Genomic DNA, 17,223 nt, shown 5'->3' with positions numbered 1-17,223 from the left:
TTGTCACCGCCCTACACACTGGTCGGTGGCGCGTCGGACCCAATCCGCCAGGACGGCGATGGCGAGGGCGCTGGAGGCGAACACCAGGAGCGGCGAGGCGCCGACGAGGTACTTCAGCGCCGCCGAGATCGGGATGAGGACGAGGAGGACGGTGAAGACCATGTGGGGTTACGTTGTCCGATGGAGGTGCGCCGGCCAACGCGGGCCGACGCCGTGCACGGCGTCAATCAGCCGGCGCGCAGCGTACGCCGCGCCACCATGCCGAGGGTGGAGCCCTGGACGATGATGGTGAAGAGCACCACCGCATAGGTCGCCGCCAGGATCGCGGGCTTGGCGTCGCTTTCCGGAATGGACAGAGCCAGCGCCACGGAGATGCCGCCGCGCACCCCCGCCCAAGTGAGGAACGGCACGTTGCGCGGCGAGAGGTTGCCGCCCCAGCGGAACATGAGAAGCGGGGTCGAGACGGCTACCAGCCGGGCGACGAGGACGATGGGCACCGCACAGGCTGCGAGCGCCAGCCCACCGAGCTCGAAGCGCAGCACCAGCACCTCCAGCCCGATCAGCAGGAACAAGACCGAGTTCAGCACCTCGTCGATCAGCGTCCACAGCGCCGAGACGTAGCCCTGCGTTCGCTCGCTCATGGCGTCGCGCGGAGCCCGGTCGCCGACAAGGAGCCCGGCGGCGACCACCGCGAGCGGGCCGCTGAAGTGGAGCTTCTGGGCAAGCGCGTAGGTCCCGGCGACCAGCGCCAGGGTTATCAGCACCTCGACGGGGAAGTCGTCGATGGCGCGCATCGCCCGGTAGGCGACGTAGCCGGTGACCACCCCGAGGACGAGGCCACCCCCGGCTTCCTGCAGCAGCAGCTTCGCCACGCCGCTGGCGCTCGTGGCCTCCCCGCCCGAGCCCGCGGCGAAGGCCACCAGCACCGTGAACAGCACGATGCCGATGCCGTCGTTGAACAGGGCCTCGCCCTGCATCTCGACCTCCAATGCCTCGGGAACCTTCACGTTCTTGAGGGTCGCCAGAACCGCCACCGGATCGGTCGGGCTGATCAGCGATCCGAAGACGAAGGCCCAGGCGAGCGGGACCGGCCTGCCGATGAGGTCAGCGGCCAGCCAGAACGCGCCGCCGACGATGGCCGTGGAGATCAGGGTGCCGACCAGCGCCAACGTCGCGACGGCCCAGGCTCGGTCGCGGAGCATGCGCAGGTCGAGGCTCATGGCGCCGGCAAACAGCAGGAACGCCAGCATGCCGTTCATCACCACGTCGGTGAAGTCGACCTGGCCGAGCACCTGGGTGAGGTCCGCGTAGAGGTGCTGGGCCGGGAAGGCGAGGTCGAGGCCGACGAGCGAGAGCGAGGCGAGCAGCCCCATCACGAGCAGACCGATGGTGTGCGGCATCCGTAGGAAGCGGCGGTTCAGCCAGCCGAACAGGGCCGAGAGGGTCAGCAGCAGGGCGGCGAGGTCGAAGATCGAGATCATGGGTGTCTCCGACCCGCTTCGAGGCGGGCTGCGAGGCCGTTTGCGGCACGTAGGTTCATCGGGACTGCAGTCGTTCGGTCGTCCCCGCCGCTGCAAGCACCGCGTTGGCCGTGGCGACGTCTTCGGCACTTCGCTGAACAGATGTCATCGGGATTTTGCCGGTCCGGCGGCATAGACGCACGAGGTAGGGGAAGTGATCCGAGCCGAAGGCGTCGAGGCGTTCGATGGAAACCGTCGCGAAGCCGCCCTCATGTAAGACTTGGTCGAGCGGCCAGCGCAGCCAGGACGAGTGCGCGTTCCAGGTCGCGACGTAGCCGTAGCCGCGGCGCGGGTCGATCAGCCCGGACAGCCTGGCCATGCGCTCCACCGCGATCTCCCAGGGCGTCGCGTTGAGGTCGCCGGCGAGGACGCCGGGCTCGACCCGTTCACGCAGCACAGACGCCGCTGCGTAGAGCTGGGCGTCCCGTCCGCGAGCGGATTGCCAGGGCTGAGGCGGCTTCGGGTGAAGACCGATGAAGTCGATGACCTCGCCGCTGCGCAGGGTGACGCCGGTCACGACAGCCGGAGTGTCCTGCCCTCCGAGATCCCGGATGCCGCCGTTCACCAGGGGCAGCCGCGAGAAGAAGTGGATGCCGTAGTACGACCCCGTGATCCGCTGCAGGGCATGGGGCATCGACGCGAGCACGGGCTTCAGGGCCTCGTCCCACCACGCGTCGGTCTCCATGGCGAGGAAAAGGTCGGGCTCCTCCCGTGCGACGGCCTCGACCAAGGGCGTGGCGTTCCGATTCCCGAACTGCACGTTCGCGATCAGCACCGAGAGACGGCGCTCGGCCGGGCATGCGTCGACCCGCATCCCACCCGCGGGCCGATAAGGCCACAGGATCCAGGCGTTGACCGCCAGTGCGAGGGTCGCCAGCCCGAGAGCCGGAAGGGTCGACCTCGGAGATCCCTTGAGGAAGGGGAACAAGGCCAGACCGACGACCAACGAGCCGACGGCGAAGGGTAGGCGCGGGAAGTCGAGCAGCCGGACCGCCCACCACTCGGTCGGGATCAGCGGGATCAGGCTCGCGGCGGCCAGGACGGTTGCGAGCAGGACGAGCGTATTGCGGACGAGGGCCTTCACAAACGGCGCTCGGCAGGCTGGCTCTCCTTCGGCCACGAGACGGCGGTCAGGCCGTCCGCGCGGTCGGACAGCGTCTTCAGCACGCTGATCGAGCCGTCTGTCTCAAGCACGACCGAAGCGGCCTGCGAGAGGTCGTCGAGCCCTTCCGTGCGTAGGGCAGAGAGCACATCGTCCCGCGTTAGCCGTTGGCGGCGCATCGCACCCTCGACCAGCTGTCCGTTGTGGGCGAGCAACGTCGGCTCGGCCTTGACCAGCAACCTGACCCGCGCCGAGCGGACGCTTGACCAAGTGATCAGGTACTGCAGCCCGATCAGAGTCGCGAGGGCGAGCACCCCTTCCAGCAGCGCGACGGATTTGGTCAGGACGATGGAGGACAGGGTCGAGCCGAGCGCCACGGTCACGACGAGGTCGAAGGCGTTCAGCTTCGTCAGGGTGCGCTTGCCCGAGATCCTGAGGAACAGGATCAGCGCGACGTAGGCCAGGGGCCCGACGACGATGACCCTGAGCAGACCGGACCAGGTATCGAAGAACATGGAAGATAATCTCCGGGAGTGGTCCCCGGAGGGATGGTTCTTGATATGCGATCTTCCTGTCTGGCAGGCTCGCAGACGTTCCGATCAATCGTCGGTCAGCGCATGTCCTTGGGCAGGTGCTTGATTGGGTCGGTCCGGCCGCCCTGGGTCTTGCCCTGGACCGAGCCCTCAGACTGCATGACGTCGGTCGAGGACTGGATCGCGCTCGGCGGCGCGACCTGACCGTTGCCCTCGTGGCGCGCGTTTCCGGTGCCCTTCGTCGTCGAGGTTCCGGAGGGCAACGTCCCGGGCGTCGGCTGATCAATGGAGCTGGCTGCCGACTGGGCGACCGCGGGGCCGGCAAGCGCCAAGCCGGAGGCGATCATGACGGTTCCGACGATGCGCCTGACGACGGGACTGGACGCAAGCCGGGCAAGGGTGGGCGAGCTCATGCAATGGGTCCTGTCGGCTCGGCGGTCATCGGGGGTGTCGATCTGAAACCTCGCCGAACCCGTTAGTTCCTGTTCCGGCCGTCAAACCGACGATGCGAGACGATCCGCTTTCGGGTGGTATCCGACATTCCAAGCCGTCACCGGTGCCGGCCCACCCCGTGAGAGGGGTAGGCCGGCCGTGGTGTCGGGTTACTTCGGCATCAGGACGCTGTCGATGACGTGCACGACGCCGTTCGACTGAAACACGTCGGCCTGCTCGACGAAGGCGCCGCCGCCCTTCTGGTCGATCAGCGCCAGACGGTCGCCGTCCATCTTCACGGTCAGCACCTGGCCCTCGACCGTCTTCAGGTTGGCCTCAGTACCGCCCATTTTCGCCTTGGCCATGAGTTCCTTCGCGTCAAGCTTGCCCGGCACGACGTGGTAGGTGAGCACGCCCGTCAGCGTCTTCTTCATGTCGGGCTTCAGCAGCGTGTCGACGGTGCCGGCCGGGAGTTTCGCGAAGGCCGCGTTGGTCGGGGCGAACACCGTGAACGGACCCTTGCCGCTCAGGGTGTCGGCGAGGCCGGCGGCCTTCACCGCGGCGACCAGGGTCGTGAGGTTGCTGGCCTTGGACGCGTTCTCCACGATGGTCTTGTCGGCCATCATCGGAGCGCCGCCGACCATGGGTGCGGTCTCGGCGAAGGCCGGCGCCGCGAAGGCCAGGCCGGAGGCGAGGAGGGCGGCGGTTAGAATCGTACGCATCATTGAAAGTCCTGTTGACGTCATAACGGCTCGATCATCGAGGCTCGTGACGACGTTACGGACCCATGTGCCTCTCCGTTTCACGGATTAGATCACAAGAATTTCATCGACGGCACGCAAGAGAAGAGGGATTAAATTTTCTCCATCTCGAATGGACCAAGCGCTTACTGCGGGAAATTGGATTTTCCACTCAGATCCAGCATTTTTACCGGGCCGTTTCTGGGAAAATCATGACCAAACATTTATGCGCGGCCTCTTTCTTCTGAACGTTTCCTGAACGCGAACGTTAGGGCCCCGAACCGTGCAGCCGGGGTGGGTAAGAGCCCGGTCCCGATGGGACGATCCCGGTTGCATCTTCGAAACGACAATCGGGAGAATGTCTTGTCCTATCGCACGATCACCGCCGCCCTCGCGCTCGCATGCCTGTCCGTCCCGGCCCTGGCCCAGACGACCCCGGCACCGGGCACGGCCATGCCCGCGTCCTCCGACATGACGTCCTCCGGCATGGGGATGAAGATGGCCGACACCGCGACGGTGAAGCTCAAGTACGTCACCGTGAAGCCGGCCGACGTAATGTCGTCCAAGCTCGTGGGCACCACCGTCTACAACAACAAGAACGAGACCGTCGGCGAGGTCGAGGATCTCGTCATCGAGAACGGCAAGACGCTGACCGGCGTCGTCGTCAGCGTCGGCGGCTTCCTCGGCATGGGCGAGAGCTACGTCGTGCTCGACCCGTCGACGCTGGCCATCAGCGACAAGGACGGCAAGTGGATGGTCCACGCCGATACCGACAAGGACACGCTGAAGAACGCGCCGAAGTTCACCTACTCGAAGATGAAGAAGTGATCGGCCGCACAAAAGGAGAGATGACCATGAAGCACACCATCCTTGCCTCGGCGCTCCTGGCCGGCCTCGGTCTCGGTGCCTCCACGATGCCGTCGGCGGCCCTGCCGGTGAACGTGACTGGCGTCGCCCCTTCCGCGAACGCGGACCTTATGCAGGTGCGCATGCACCGGCGCCACCGCATGCGGCAGGGCTCGGCGAGCCGCGGCAACGCCAGCATGCCCTCGCGTGGTGCTCGCGGCCAGCAGTACGGCGGAACCACCGGCGGCCCGCGTCGCTGATCCGTTTGGAACGTGACCCGCGGGGGCCTGCCGCCCTCGCGGACGACCAACGAGCGCCGTCGGCTGGCACATCCGCCACCGGCGGCTTTCGCATGAATCGGGACACTGCATGATCTTTTCCGAAGCGCTCGGACGCCTCGAAGGGCTTGGCCGCTCGACCGCCGCCCTCGTGCCAGGGCTCGTCATCGCCCTCGTGCTGTTCGGGATTGGGTTGCTGGTGGCCCGAGGCGTTCGCGCCGCCGTGCGCCGTGCCGCCGAGATGCGGGAAGCCTCGCCCGGCTCGGCCGCGGTGCTCGGGCGCATCGCCGGCGGTATGACCATCCTGGTGTCGTTCCTAGTCGCGGCCTCGGTAGCCTTCCCGTCGGTCTCCGCAGCCGACCTGTTCAACCTGCTCGGCATCGGCGGCGTCGCCATCGGCTTCGCCTTCCGGGACGTGCTGCAGAACCTGCTGGCCGGCATCCTCATCCTGCTGACCCGCCCCTTCGTCATCGGCGACCAGATCCGAGCTGGCTCGCACGAGGGCACGGTTGAGGACGTCTGGGTCAGGGCCACGGTGCTGCGGACCTACGACAACCAGCGCATCCTGATCCCGAACGCGACGCTGTTCGTCGACAAGATCACGATCATGACCGCTCACGACAAGCGCCGGCTCGCCTTCCCGCTGACCATCGGCAACGGCGACGACATGAGGGAGGCCCGCCGCGTCATTATCGAGGCCTTGCGCGGGACCGAAGGCGTGCTCGCCGACCCGGTGCCGGAGGCGCTGGTCACGGGACTCGGGGCCGCCGGCGTCGACATGACCGCGCGGTTCTGGATCGACCCGCCCCGGAGGCGCGACGCGGTGGACGCGCTCGACCACGCGATCTCGAACGTCAAGGACGCGCTCACGGCCGCCGGCATCGATTTGCCGTACCCGACGAGCCAAGTCCTTCTGCACGACCAGACCGAGGCAGCCGACGGCGACCGCACCCGCCAGCGCGAGGGCTGGCCCGCCGGCAAGAGCCCGCCGCGAGCCCGCTGGCAGGTGCTTCGCGAGGACCGTGAAGACCTCGAACGCAAAGACGAAGCAGGAAAGCAGGAGCGGGTATGAAGGCGCGTCTCCAGGCCTGGATCGAGTTCCTGGGCGACCTGTTCTGGCTCAGGCCCGCCCTGATCGTTCTCGGCTGCATTGCGCTGGCGCAACTCGGGATTTGGCTGGAGACGGCCCACCTCGCCGGCTACGACGCCTCCTCGCCAAACCAGAACTGGGGCTATTCCGGCGGGGCCGAGGGGGCTCGGGCGCTGCTGAGCGCGGTGGCCTCCTCGACCATCGGGGTCGCCGGTACGACCTTCTCGATCACCATCGCGGCCCTGACGCTGGCCTCCGGGCAGATGGGCCCGCGCCTGCTGCGCAACTTCACCCGCGACGCCCGCAACCAGATCGTCCTGGGCATCTTCCTCGGCACCTTCGCCTACGCGCTGATGGTCCTGCGCACGGTGCGTACCGTGCAGGAGAGCCCGTTCGTCCCGCACCTGGCGATCACCGGGGCGATGGTGCTGGCGCTGCTTTCGCTCGCCACCCTGGTCTGGTTCGTCCATCACATCGCCGCCAGCATCAACGTCGAGACGGTGGTCGACGCGGTCCATCGCGACCTCTGCTCCGCCGTCTGGGCTCGCACCCGCGACACCGCAGGCATGACGCTCCCGGCCCGGCTACCGACCGGTGGCGGCGTCCGCACCGACGGCAGCGGTTACCTGCAAGCCGTCGACGAGGACGGGTTGGCCGACTGGGCCCGCGAGCACCGCGTCACCGTCGCCCTGCGGGTGCGCCCGGGCGATTACGTGCCGAGCGGGTTCCCGGTCGCGTTCCTCTCCGCCGGGATCGAGGGTGCGGAGCCGGTCATTCGGCGGGCGCTGACGTTCGGGCGGCGGCCGGCCGCCCTGCAGGACCTGGAATACTCGATCCGGCAGCTCGTCGAGATCGCGGTCCGGGCGCTCTCGCCGGGCATCAACGACCCGTTCACCGCCGGCAGCGTCGTCGACCACCTCGGTGACGCCCTGTGCCGGGTGGCGGCGCGCCACCTGCCCACCGGAGCTGTTGCGCGCGACGGCGAGGTCGTACTCGTCGTGCCGGTGACCGACTACGACGGCCTGTGCGATTCCATGTTCCACATGATCCGCCAGAACGCCGCCGGCTCGGTGCACGTGCTCGCCCGGATGCTCGACGTGCTCACCCGCATCGCCGAGGTCGAACGCCTGATGAACCGGACCGCGGAGCTCGCCCGCCATGCGGATCTCGTCATCGCTGCGGCCAGGCGTGACGTGGCCGATCTGAACGACCTTGCCGACCTGAAAGCAAGACATGCCCGCTTCGTGAAGGTGCGCAACGGCGACCAGCCCGCGTGAGGGCGCACGACATTCCCCGGTGCCACATCCTCGTTTCCGATCCATCGAAGGACGACCGAATGACCCGTTTCACGCTCATGTTGCTCGTCGCGGCATTTCCTTCGCTGGCGATTGCCGCCCCAGTCGCCGAGCCACCCAAGGACGACGCCGTCCGCACCGGTGGGATGGGCGTCGGGACCCGCCCCAGCGGTGAGGTCACGCGACCGGGCACGGATATGACGACCGCAGGGTCGGGCGCCGGGGAAGGGAAGCCTGGCGCGAAGGCCGGCACGCTCGGATCAACCACCGAGGAAGCGCCGAAGCCGCGTTAATCGTACGCGTCGGTCAAGTCGCTTGCGGTCGTATCGTCGTCGGCCCCCGACGTCCGCGCCCTCGCGGGCACGCGGAAGCAGGAGCGTCCGTTGGGTTCATCCCCGTCAGGTTCGCGGCGCCATTGGCAGAGCTGGCTGACCCGACGTCACAGGGCCAGGCCGACGTGCGACCAGAAGAGATAGTAGGCGGCGACCATAAGCGCCGCGTAGGCGGGCGCCAGGAACGCGCTGAGCTTGAGGAGGTCCGACGAGCTCCAGGTCGGTCGCTCGTCGCCCTGGAAGATCAGCAAAGCCTTCGAGGAGACCGGCAGGGTGAGGCAGTAATCCATCCCGGCATTGGCCAGGAAAGCGACCGCGACCGGGTTGAGGCCGAGCCTGTCCGACAGCAGGATAAGCGGTGGCAGCAGCGCCACGACCCGCGCGGTGTGTGACACCATGTAGAGATGCGCCGTCAGGCCGATCCCCGTCACTCCGAGCAGGATCAGGACGGTCGGGCTGTCACCGTGCAGACCACTCGCCGACAGCGCCGAGCCGATCAGCCATTTCGCGGCGCCCGTCGAGATTAGCGCGCGGCCGAGAACCAGGGAGGCGGCGATGAAGAGCACGAGCCCCCAGTTCACGGCCTTCACGCCATCATCCCAGTCGAGCACGCCGACGACGGGCATCGTCAGGATCACAGCGCCCACGACCGCTACGGTGGCGATGCCGAACGGGTGATACCCCTCCGTCAGCCAGAGCCCCAGCATGGCGAGTACCACCGCTCCGGTCCGCCACTCCTCGGCGGAGAGCGGACCGGACGGGGCCTCGATCTCCGCCAACCTCCGCGTTCGCGTCTCTGCATCGAGGAACAGACGGCCGACTAGGAAGGTCGTGATCAGGCATGCGGCCAACCCGAACGGCAGGCCCCAGAGCATCCATTGCCCGAAGCCGATGCTGCGGTCGGACAGTCGTTCCAGCAGGTCGACGGTGACGAGGTGCGAGCCGGCGCCGGTGAGGCTGCAGATCGTCGAGATGACGATCAGGGCTGGGATCAGCAGGCCAGTGGCCTTGGCGAGGTGTGGGTCGTCATCGGCCTCGGTTAGACTGCGATGCAATGGCAGGAGCACCGTCGCCCGCCCGGACGTCGATGGGATCAGGAAGGCGAGCGGGACGATACCGAACGTCAGACGCCACATCAGGCCTCCGACCGTGGTCCCCCGCCCGGCGATCAGGGCGGTGAGCCGGCCCGCGAGCCCGCTTTTCTCCACCGCTGCGCCAAGGACGAAGGTGCCGATCACGAGCCAAACCACCTTCGAGCCCAGGCCCTCGATCAGCGCCCGTTGCTCCACGGCCCGGACCGCCACGAGGGACACGGCCGCGGCGACGGCGACGTAGGCGGCGCTCAGGTCGGTCAAGATCCAGAGGATGGCAGCCCCACCGAACGCCAGCAGCGCGGCCCGCGCCGGCCAATCGAGCCCGTCGGGAAACCACACCGCCACGCAGAGTGCCGCCAGCGCGCAAGAAGCCGCCAAAGCCCGCGCGGGTAGCCTGCTCATACCTGGCCGGCCGCGGCCCGAGTGCAACTTAACGCGACGCCCGTCAGGAAGGTTCGCATCATCTGCTCCGAATTGCCTCCAGCTGGCCTGGGACATTTTGCATGGCGCCCCGTAGGAACTGAAATTTCCAGAAGCAGCTGTTCGGGCGAGCAGCGTTCCTCGGCGGCTGGTCGCCCAGGTGCCGTCAGTTCACACCGAGCTGCGATTTGCTCGTCAGGCGGCCGTTGCGGACCGAGACGGTGAGGTTGGCGCCGTAGCTGCCAGTACCGCGCCACGTATAGGTCGTCCGCTCGGTCCGGCCGATCGTCATGTGGGTCACCCGCCGGCCGGGGCATCCGAGGCGCTCGACCGCCCGATGGTAGCTCATGCCACGCTTCAGGGCGGCGTAGGCCGCTTGCGTGGCCCGGCAGCCGGAGGGTTTTGCGACCGCCGACCCGCAGGGGAGGACGAGGAGGGCGGCGAGGGCTGGCGCGAGACGGAGGATCGACATGGCGTTCCGGTGGCGTGACGACTTGAGTGACGACGGCGTGAGGATGAGGTGCGGCGGCTCGCGCAAATCCCGCTCAGCCCGGCTCCGCGGCGGCCGGCGTGCCGGCCCCCGCGGGGCCGGCGTCCGGCGCGACCTCGCCCGCCGGCCGCACCACGACCTTGAGGTCCTGGCGCATCTCCTGGAGGTGATCGACCACCACCTGGTCGCCGTCGGAGAGCCCGTCGAGGATCGCGGTGTTTTCGCCGTAGGCGTCGCCGGTGGTGACAGGCTTCTGCTGGACCTTCCCCTCGGCGTCGACCACGTAGACGATCTGCTGGGCGAGCTGCGCGTCGAGGGAGGCGGTCGGCACCAGGAGTCGCTCCTTCGTACCCGTGCGGATGCTGGCGCGGACGAACTGGCCTGGCAGGAAGCGCTCGTCAACGTTCGGCATCAGGGCGCGGACGAGCCGGCGGGCGGTCCGAGGGTCGAACCGATTGTCGAGCTGGTAGATTTTGGCCTCGCGAACCGGTTTGCCCTTCGCGTCGAGCACCGCGACCGTGACGCCGCCCTTCGTCATCGCCGCGCGGATCGCCTCAGAATCCTCCGCCGACAGCGCCATCTGGACGTCGATGGGATCGAGCTGGACCACGGAGACGAGCTGCGTCTGGTTCTCGATGACGAGGTCGCCGGGGTTGATGGTCGAGAGACTGGCGCGCCCGTCGAACGGCGCGTTCACCACCGCGTAGTCGAGGTTGAGGTTCTGCCGGGCGATCGCGGCCTCGGCGCCCTGGACCTGCGCGACGGCGGAGCTGCGGTTCGATTGCAACTGCTGGAAGCGCTGCTCCGTCGCGTAGCCCTTGTCGGCCAGGGATTCGGTGCGGTCCACCTCGGCCTGCGCGAAGGTGAGCTGGGCCTGGGCCTGGGCCTGCTGCGACTTGGCGGTCTGCAACGCCACCTCGAACGGGCGCGGATCGATGCGGAACAGCACCTGCCCCTTCTTCACGTGGCCGCCCGGCTCGAATGGCCGTTCCGTCACGTTGCCGGTCACCCGCGCCTGTAGCGTCGCGTCCTGCTGGGCGATGATCGTGCCGGTGTAGGTGAAGCTGATCGGGACCGGCACCTTGCGCGCCGTCACGACCCGGACTTCCAGCGGCGCCTCATCCGGCGTGGCGGCGGGCTTGGCCGCGGTGAACGGCAGGGCGGCGAGCATCCGGTGCGGCGTCGGGCGCCCGGCCGCGTACCAGCCGCCCGCGCCTGCCAGGACTACGATCCCGGCCCCGAGGCCATACTTGACTGCTGCCCGCACCGACGCTGCTCCCGAGCTCCCCGGGTCCGGTCACCGCGACCGCCCAGCGGCAGAGGAACACGCATGCGGGCCGGACGTTGCAACGCGGGCTCCACGAAGGTGTCCTAGGACAGAAAGCCACGCCCCCCGCATGTTCGCCCGCTTCGTCGACCGGCCGGTGCTCGCCGGCGTCATCTCCGTGCTGATCACACTGATCGGCGCCGTCGCCGGCCTGACGCTGCCGATCGCGCAGTTCCCCGAGATCGCGCCGCCAATCATCAACATCCAGGCGACCTATCCTGGCGCCAGCGCCGAGCAGGCCTACGAGGCGATCGCGATCCCGCTTGAGCAGGAGATCAACGGCGCGCAGAACCTGCTCTACATCAGTTCCACCAGCAACACCGACGGCAGCGTCAGCATGGACGCGACCTTCGAGGTCGGGTCGAACCTCGACGCGGCGGCGGCGGAGGTGCTGACGCGCGCCAACCGGGCCGAGGCCAAGCTGCCGCCCTCGGTCAACGCGCAAGGGCTTGAGATCACCAAGAGCTCGCGCCAGCGCCTCGGCAATATCGTGCTCTACGCGGAGGACGGCGCCCCCTACGATGAGCTGTTCCTCGCCAACTGGGCCGAGACGCAGGTGATCAAGCCTCTGCGCCGCGTCCAGGGCATGGGGCGCATCGTCAATTTCTCGAACAAGCGCTACGCGATGCGGGTGTGGCTCGACCCGCTGAAGATGGAGGCGCTCGGCATTAGCCCAGGGGCGGTCTCCACCGCCATCAGCCAGCAGAACGCGCAGATCACCACCGGCACCCTCGGCAAGCCCCCCGTGGACCAGGCCACCGCGTTCGAGCTGCAGCTCGTGACCCAGGGGCGCCTGCGCCAGCCCGAGGAGTTCGCTAACATCCTCCTGCGCGCCAACCCGGACGGCTCGGTGGTCCGCATCCGCGACGTCGCCCGGGTCGAACTCGGCTCCGAGCAATACGGCGTCCGGTCGAGCTTCGACGGGTCTCCGTCGGCGACCCTCGGGCTCTATCAGAACCCGGACGCCAACGCCGTCCAGGTCATGGACGGCGCCCGCGCCACCATGAAGGACCTCGCCAAGCGCTTCCCGCCCGGACTCAAGTACAAGATCGCCCTCGATCGGACCGAGTTCGTCAAGGAGGCGATCTTCGAGGTGGTGCGGACCTTGTTCGAGGCGCTCGCCCTCGTGGTCGTCGTCACCTACCTGTTCCTGCAGAACTGGCGCGCGACGCTCATCCCGGCCATCGCGGTGCCGGTGGCGCTGGTCGGCACCTTCGGGCCGATGGCGCTGCTGGGCTTCTCGTTCAACACCCTGAGCCTGCTCGGCATGGTGCTGGCGGTGGGGCTCGTGGTCGACGACGCGATCATCGTCGTCGAGAACACCGAGCGCCTGATGGACGAGGGCATGGCCCCGCGCGAGGCCTCCGGCGAGGCCGTGACGGAGGTCGCCGGGCCGGTGATCGCCACCACCCTGGTGCTCGCCGCCCTGTTCGTGCCGGTGGCCTTCATCCCCGGGCTGACCGGCAAGCTCTACAACCAGTTCGCGCTCACCATCGCGATCTCGGTGATGATCTCCGCGGTGGTCTCGCTGACCCTCACCCCGGCTTTGTGCGGGCTGATCCTCAAGCACCGCGCGGCGGACGCCAAGGACGAGAGCCGCTGGCGCGCCCCGTTGCGCGCCTTCAACCGGGTGCTGGAGGGCGCAAGCCGCCGCCTCGTCGCGGCGATCGGGTGGCTCACCGGGCACGTCACGCTGGTGGGCGTCGCCTTCCTGGCGTTTGCCGCCCTCACGGTGTGGATGACCGTCGCGCGTCCGTCCGGCTTCGTGCCGGACGAGGACCAGGGCTACTTCTTCGCCGACGTGGTCTTGCCCAAGGGCGCGTCCGTCGCCCGCACCAACGCGGTGGTCGACCGCCTCGGCGACGCGCTGCGCGAAATCCCGAGCGTCGAGCACACGATCGGCGTCACCGGACGCAGCATCCTCGCCGACGCGATCGCGCCGTTCTACGGCTTCCAGATCCCGACGCTGAAGCCGTGGGGCGAGCGCACCCAGAGCGTCGACGACGTGATCGCCACGGTGAAGACGCGCTTCAAGCACGATCCCGACGGGCAGGTCCGCGTGGTGAACCCCTCGCCGCTGCCGGGCCTCGGATCGCGCAGCGGCCTGACGCTGGAGCTTCAGGACCGCAGCGGCACCGGCGGCCTAAAGCTCGCTCAGGCCGCCGACCGCTTCATCGCCGAGATGGAAAAGCTGCCCTCCGTCGGCCGTGCCATCCCCACCACCAGCTACGGCGTCCCGCAGTTGCGGCTCGAGATCGACCGCGCCAAGGCCGAGCAGCTCGGCGTGCCACTGCAGAACCTGTTCGACGCGCTCGGCACCTATGTCGGCTCGAGCTTCGTCAACCTCTTCAACCGCTTCGGCTACGTCTACCAAGTCTACGTGCAGAGCGAGGCCTCGGGACGCCGCACGATCGAGGACGTCGAGGCACTCACCGTTCTCAACAGCCGCGGCGAGCCCGTCCGCGTCGGCTCGCTGATCCAGACGCACTTCGTCACCGGGCCGACGGCGGTCCTATCCTACAACACCTACCCGACCATCGAGATCGCGGTGGACACGGCGGCCGGCGCCAGCTCCGGCACCGCCATCGCGGCGATCGAGGCGCTTGCCGAGGCCAAACTCCCCTCGACCTACGCGGTGGAATGGACCGACGTCGCCTACCAGGAGAAGATCGCCGGCGGCTACGCGCCGCTGATCTTCGGGCTCGGCACGCTGATGATCTTTCTGCTGCTCGCCGGGCAGTACGAATCCCTGCGCCTGCCCTTCGTCATCCTGCTGGGCACCCCGATCGCGATCTTCGGCGCCGTGGGCTTCCTGGCGATCCGCGGGCTCGCCCTCGACATCTTCGGGCAGGTCGGGCTCCTGCTCCTGGTCGGGCTGGCGGCCAAGAACTCGATCCTCCTCGTCGCCTTCGCCGAGGACCTGCGCAAGCAGGGCGAGGACGTGCTGAAGGCCGCCCAGGACGCGGCGCGCCTGCGCATGCGCCCGATCCTGATGACCTCGTTCGCCTTCATCATGGGCTCGGTGCCGCTGGCCATCGCCAGCGGAGCCGGCGCCAACGCCCGGGTCTCGATGGGCACGGTGGTGATCGGCGGCCTGCTGGTGGCGACCTTCATCACCCTGTTCGTGACGCCGACCTTCTACGTCGCCTCCGAGCGGCTGCTGGGAAGGCCGGAGGTATCACCGAAGCCGACCGAACGCGCCGAAGGCACGCCGCAACCGGCAGAATGATCGGGCGGTCCGAGGCGCAAGCCTCTTTGCGCGGGGTACGCTCGTGCTGCCGCATTCTGGCTCGGCTGCTTAAACGCAGCGTTGCTCCAGAGCAGTCAGACTGCTTTCCACCCGTCATGGTCGTTCAGCGGACCGGGGGTCGGCTTGTGAGCGAAACGACGGCCCCGTCGGCGAAGAGATCCCGAGGATCCTGATCCTGCGTCACCATCCTCGATCGCCGGGGCATCACACGGTTCGTTCGACGGTACTGGCCGCATCACCCCGGTCGCGGTAGCATCCCATGATGCTCAGGTCCCTCGCCCTTCTCAGGCAGACGGCGCAGCCCACCTCGGTCATCGGCGACGGGGACGGGCACATCACGATCGTCGACGGTGGCACCGACTACGCCAGGCCGTGGCACTGGCACGACGGCCTCATGATGCTGTTGCCCTGGTTCGGCGTCCTGAACCTGAAACACGAGGGGCGACGCGACGGTGACTGGGTCTCCGACGACCGTTTCGCCGTCGTCCCCGCCATGCACCCTCACGACACGAGCGCCTGTCGTTCCGGCTAGACCCACATTGCCTTGTACATCGACGACATGGCCTTGAGGCGCATCGAGACGCGGATCGGCTCGCTCGAACGCGTCCGAGCATCGATCCGCACAAGCGGCATGTTTCTAGTCACACCGCAAATCCGCACCTTGCACACACTGCTTCGCGACGGCGACGACGCGGTGGGCTCGGAGGCCGTTCGCGATCATCTCTCCACCGCGCTGCTCATTCGGTGCCTCGGCGCCATCGAACGGGGCCGGGCCCTCCCCTCGGCTTCGCGTCGGGGACAGGGCGCGGCCTTGGTTCGCGAGGCGAAGGCCTTCGTCGCCGCACGCATGGACCAGGACGTCCCGCTCGACCTCCTGGCCGATCGCCTCGGCGTCTCGCGTCGGCATCTGACCCGCCTGTTCCAAGCCGAGGTCGGTCAATCGGTCGGAGCGTTCCAACGGGCCCAGCGCCTCGACGCCGCCAAGGACCTGCTGGTTTCCACGGACCTTGCCGTCGACGAGATCGCGTTTCGGGTCGGCTTCGAGAGCGGTTCGGCGCTGTCACGCGCCTTGCGGCGGCGTGACGGCATGGCGGCCATGGACATCCGTTCCTCCTCGAACGTCGTGGCCCGCCCGGTCGCAAGGTAAGGCCCGCACGGTCGCGCGGCCGCTCACGGTTCCTGCAAGGATACGGGTTCACGGCGCCGCTGAGGTGTGGGCGCCACGATCCAGGGGCGAAAGCCATGAGCGAAGTTGAGGTCGTCCGTGTCTTCACGTCCGGCGGTTCGGGAGGAAATCCCTGCCCCGTGGTCGTGGATGCCGGCGCCATGGACGCGGGCGCGATGCAGGCCGTCGCACGGCGGCACGGTCATGAGAGCGGCTTCGTGCTGACGGCCGAGGACGACATGCACGATCACAGGTTCCGGTTCTTCGTGCCGAACCACGAGATGGAGATGTGCGCCCACGCCACCATAGGTGCGCTTTGGGTCCTGGCCCGGAAAGGACGGGTGACGACGGCCCCGGTCCGGATCGCCACGGCGAGCGGTCCCGTCACCGGGTTCGTGAGTGAGCGCGAGGACGGGACGTGGCGGGTCGAGATTACCCAACCCGCCGGGCGTATCGTGCCGCTCGCGCTGGATCGCGTGGACGCCGTCTGTACGGCCTTGGGCATCGGTCGCGATGCCCTCGCGGACCTCCCGGTTCACAACGCCGCCACCTCCCGCGTGAAGACCCTCGTTCCGATGCGTCTACCGGAGGGCCTTCATGCCCTTGCCCCCGATCCGGCCGCCATCGAGGCCGCCTGTCGCAGCATCGGTTCGACCGGGCTCTATCCCTACGCGGTCGTGGACAGGCCGGGACGCGTGTTCGAGGCCCGCCAGTTCCCGCGGTCGTCCGGCTACCCGGAGGATGCCGCAACGGGCATCGCAGCGGCGGCCCTTGCGTTTGGCCTCCTTCGCGACGGCACCATCGAGGCGGACGACCGCCCTATCCTGATCCACCAGGGCCGGGCCATGGGCCGTCTGTCGGAAATACGGGTCCGGATCGGTTTCGCCGGGGACCGAGCCGTCGGTTGCCTACTCGGGGGCGAGGTCGCGTCCGCTGCTGATTTTAGCGCAACTCCGGCGGCGGTATTCGCATGAACGCGGCCATCATTTCCCGGTTGTTGCGGTCGTCGAACGCCGCCGCGTCGTCGTGGGCGGCTCCGAGATAGATGTTGATGCGGTTGAGGACGTCATCGCCGTTCTGGGAAGACTCGGCGACTTGGTCGACCGGCGTCGTCGACCCCTTCGGCAGCGCGTAGGCAACGGTGGCCACGAACGACACCGCCGCTTGAACGAAAAGATCGGATAAAAAAACCTGCTCTCTTGTCATCGCTGAGGGGTCCGACCCTGGGTTCGGGATGAATTCACCTTTTTGAAAAGTTTGCCTCCGTGGCGAGGCTGCCCGAGCCCTTCTAGTGCACTGACGCGAGCGG

19 protein-coding genes are annotated in these 17,223 nt (G+C 68.1%); 9 read left to right on the top strand and 10 right to left on the bottom strand.

The window, feature by feature from the left end; translation table 11 throughout:
• Positions 1-3: 3 nt before the first annotated feature.
• The 6 genes from MFF13_RS24615 to MFF13_RS24590 all read right to left on the bottom strand — a co-directional run bounded on the left by MFF13_RS24615 (position 4) and on the right by MFF13_RS24590 (position 4,312).
• A complete protein-coding gene (locus tag MFF13_RS24615) occupies positions 4-162 on the bottom strand; it encodes a hypothetical protein (RefSeq protein WP_238273206.1) in 159 nt (52 codons plus the stop codon).
• Positions 163-227: 65 nt separating this feature from the next.
• The gene (locus tag MFF13_RS24610; protein WP_238273205.1) at positions 228-1,481 is read right to left on the bottom strand and encodes a cation:proton antiporter; all 1,254 of its coding nucleotides are present in this window, start codon (positions 1,479-1,481) and stop codon (positions 228-230) included.
• A 55-nt stretch (positions 1,482-1,536) separates the two neighbouring features.
• The gene (locus tag MFF13_RS24605) at positions 1,537-2,604 is read right to left on the bottom strand and encodes an endonuclease/exonuclease/phosphatase family protein (protein ID WP_238273204.1); all 1,068 of its coding nucleotides are present in this window, start codon (positions 2,602-2,604) and stop codon (positions 1,537-1,539) included.
• Positions 2,601-3,137: a DUF421 domain-containing protein gene (locus tag MFF13_RS24600; RefSeq protein WP_238273203.1), complete on the bottom strand. Its 537-nt coding sequence runs from the start codon at positions 3,135-3,137 to the stop codon at positions 2,601-2,603. Before MFF13_RS24600 ends, MFF13_RS24605 begins: the two co-directional genes overlap by 4 nt.
• A gap of 95 nt (positions 3,138-3,232) precedes the next feature.
• Positions 3,233-3,568 carry a hypothetical protein gene (locus MFF13_RS24595; RefSeq protein WP_238273202.1) on the bottom strand — a complete coding sequence of 112 codons (336 nt, stop codon included), beginning with the start codon at positions 3,566-3,568 and terminating at the stop codon, positions 3,233-3,235.
• A gap of 189 nt (positions 3,569-3,757) precedes the next feature.
• Complete coding sequence (locus MFF13_RS24590) at positions 3,758-4,312, bottom strand: fasciclin domain-containing protein (RefSeq protein WP_238273201.1); 555 nt, start codon at positions 4,310-4,312, stop codon at positions 3,758-3,760.
• Positions 4,313-4,690: 378 nt separating this feature from the next.
• Between MFF13_RS24590 and MFF13_RS24585 the strand changes: the two genes are divergently transcribed.
• The 5 genes from MFF13_RS24585 to MFF13_RS24565 all read left to right on the top strand — a co-directional run bounded on the left by MFF13_RS24585 (position 4,691) and on the right by MFF13_RS24565 (position 8,129).
• On the top strand, positions 4,691-5,155 hold the full coding sequence (locus tag MFF13_RS24585) for a PRC-barrel domain-containing protein (protein ID WP_238273200.1): 465 nt from the start codon (positions 4,691-4,693) through the stop codon (positions 5,153-5,155).
• Positions 5,156-5,181: 26 nt separating this feature from the next.
• Positions 5,182-5,433, top strand: coding sequence for a hypothetical protein (locus MFF13_RS24580; RefSeq protein ID WP_238273199.1), 252 nt, complete (start codon positions 5,182-5,184; stop codon positions 5,431-5,433).
• A gap of 109 nt (positions 5,434-5,542) precedes the next feature.
• Positions 5,543-6,523, top strand: a complete 981-nt coding sequence (locus MFF13_RS24575) for a mechanosensitive ion channel family protein (RefSeq protein ID WP_238273198.1) — start codon at positions 5,543-5,545, stop codon at positions 6,521-6,523.
• The gene (locus MFF13_RS24570) at positions 6,520-7,818 is read left to right on the top strand and encodes a DUF2254 domain-containing protein (protein WP_238273197.1); all 1,299 of its coding nucleotides are present in this window, start codon (positions 6,520-6,522) and stop codon (positions 7,816-7,818) included. Before MFF13_RS24575 ends, MFF13_RS24570 begins: the two co-directional genes overlap by 4 nt.
• A gap of 59 nt (positions 7,819-7,877) precedes the next feature.
• Positions 7,878-8,129 carry a hypothetical protein gene (locus tag MFF13_RS24565; protein WP_147938308.1) on the top strand — a complete coding sequence of 84 codons (252 nt, stop codon included), beginning with the start codon at positions 7,878-7,880 and terminating at the stop codon, positions 8,127-8,129.
• 146 nt (positions 8,130-8,275) lie between these two features.
• Here the strand turns inward: MFF13_RS24565 and MFF13_RS24560 are convergent, their stop codons facing one another.
• The 3 genes from MFF13_RS24560 to MFF13_RS24550 all read right to left on the bottom strand — a co-directional run bounded on the left by MFF13_RS24560 (position 8,276) and on the right by MFF13_RS24550 (position 11,439).
• Positions 8,276-9,664, bottom strand: a complete 1,389-nt coding sequence (locus tag MFF13_RS24560; protein WP_238273196.1) for an SLC13 family permease — start codon at positions 9,662-9,664, stop codon at positions 8,276-8,278.
• 184 nt (positions 9,665-9,848) lie between these two features.
• Positions 9,849-10,154, bottom strand: a complete 306-nt coding sequence (locus tag MFF13_RS24555; RefSeq protein WP_238273195.1) for a DUF3862 domain-containing protein — start codon at positions 10,152-10,154, stop codon at positions 9,849-9,851.
• Positions 10,155-10,227: 73 nt separating this feature from the next.
• Positions 10,228-11,439, bottom strand: coding sequence for an efflux RND transporter periplasmic adaptor subunit (locus MFF13_RS24550; protein ID WP_238273194.1), 1,212 nt, complete (start codon positions 11,437-11,439; stop codon positions 10,228-10,230).
• Positions 11,440-11,569: 130 nt separating this feature from the next.
• Here MFF13_RS24550 and MFF13_RS24545 point away from each other — a divergent pair, with 130 nt between their 5' ends.
• The 4 genes from MFF13_RS24545 (at position 11,570) to MFF13_RS24530 (ending at position 16,888) form a co-directional block, all read left to right on the top strand.
• The gene (locus MFF13_RS24545; protein ID WP_238273193.1) at positions 11,570-14,728 is read left to right on the top strand and encodes an efflux RND transporter permease subunit; all 3,159 of its coding nucleotides are present in this window, start codon (positions 11,570-11,572) and stop codon (positions 14,726-14,728) included.
• 280 nt (positions 14,729-15,008) lie between these two features.
• Positions 15,009-15,281: a cupin domain-containing protein gene (locus MFF13_RS24540; RefSeq protein WP_238273192.1), complete on the top strand. Its 273-nt coding sequence runs from the start codon at positions 15,009-15,011 to the stop codon at positions 15,279-15,281.
• A 12-nt stretch (positions 15,282-15,293) separates the two neighbouring features.
• Entirely contained in the window at positions 15,294-15,896 is a 603-nt protein-coding gene (locus MFF13_RS24535; protein ID WP_238273191.1) for a helix-turn-helix domain-containing protein, read from the top strand.
• Between the two features lie 95 nt (positions 15,897-15,991).
• Entirely contained in the window at positions 15,992-16,888 is an 897-nt protein-coding gene (locus tag MFF13_RS24530) for a PhzF family phenazine biosynthesis protein (RefSeq protein WP_238273190.1), read from the top strand.
• Here MFF13_RS24530 and MFF13_RS24525 read toward each other — a convergent pair.
• Positions 16,857-17,120 carry a hypothetical protein gene (locus tag MFF13_RS24525; protein WP_238273189.1) on the bottom strand — a complete coding sequence of 88 codons (264 nt, stop codon included), beginning with the start codon at positions 17,118-17,120 and terminating at the stop codon, positions 16,857-16,859. The genes MFF13_RS24530 and MFF13_RS24525 overlap by 32 nt on opposite strands.
• Positions 17,121-17,223: the final 103 nt, after the last annotated feature.

Source organism: Methylobacterium cerastii (assembly GCF_022179125.1).
GTDB lineage: Bacteria > Pseudomonadota > Alphaproteobacteria > Rhizobiales > Beijerinckiaceae > Methylobacterium > Methylobacterium cerastii.
The sequence above is the reverse complement of the archived record's forward strand: the minus strand, read 5'-3'. Positions and strand labels throughout refer to the sequence as shown.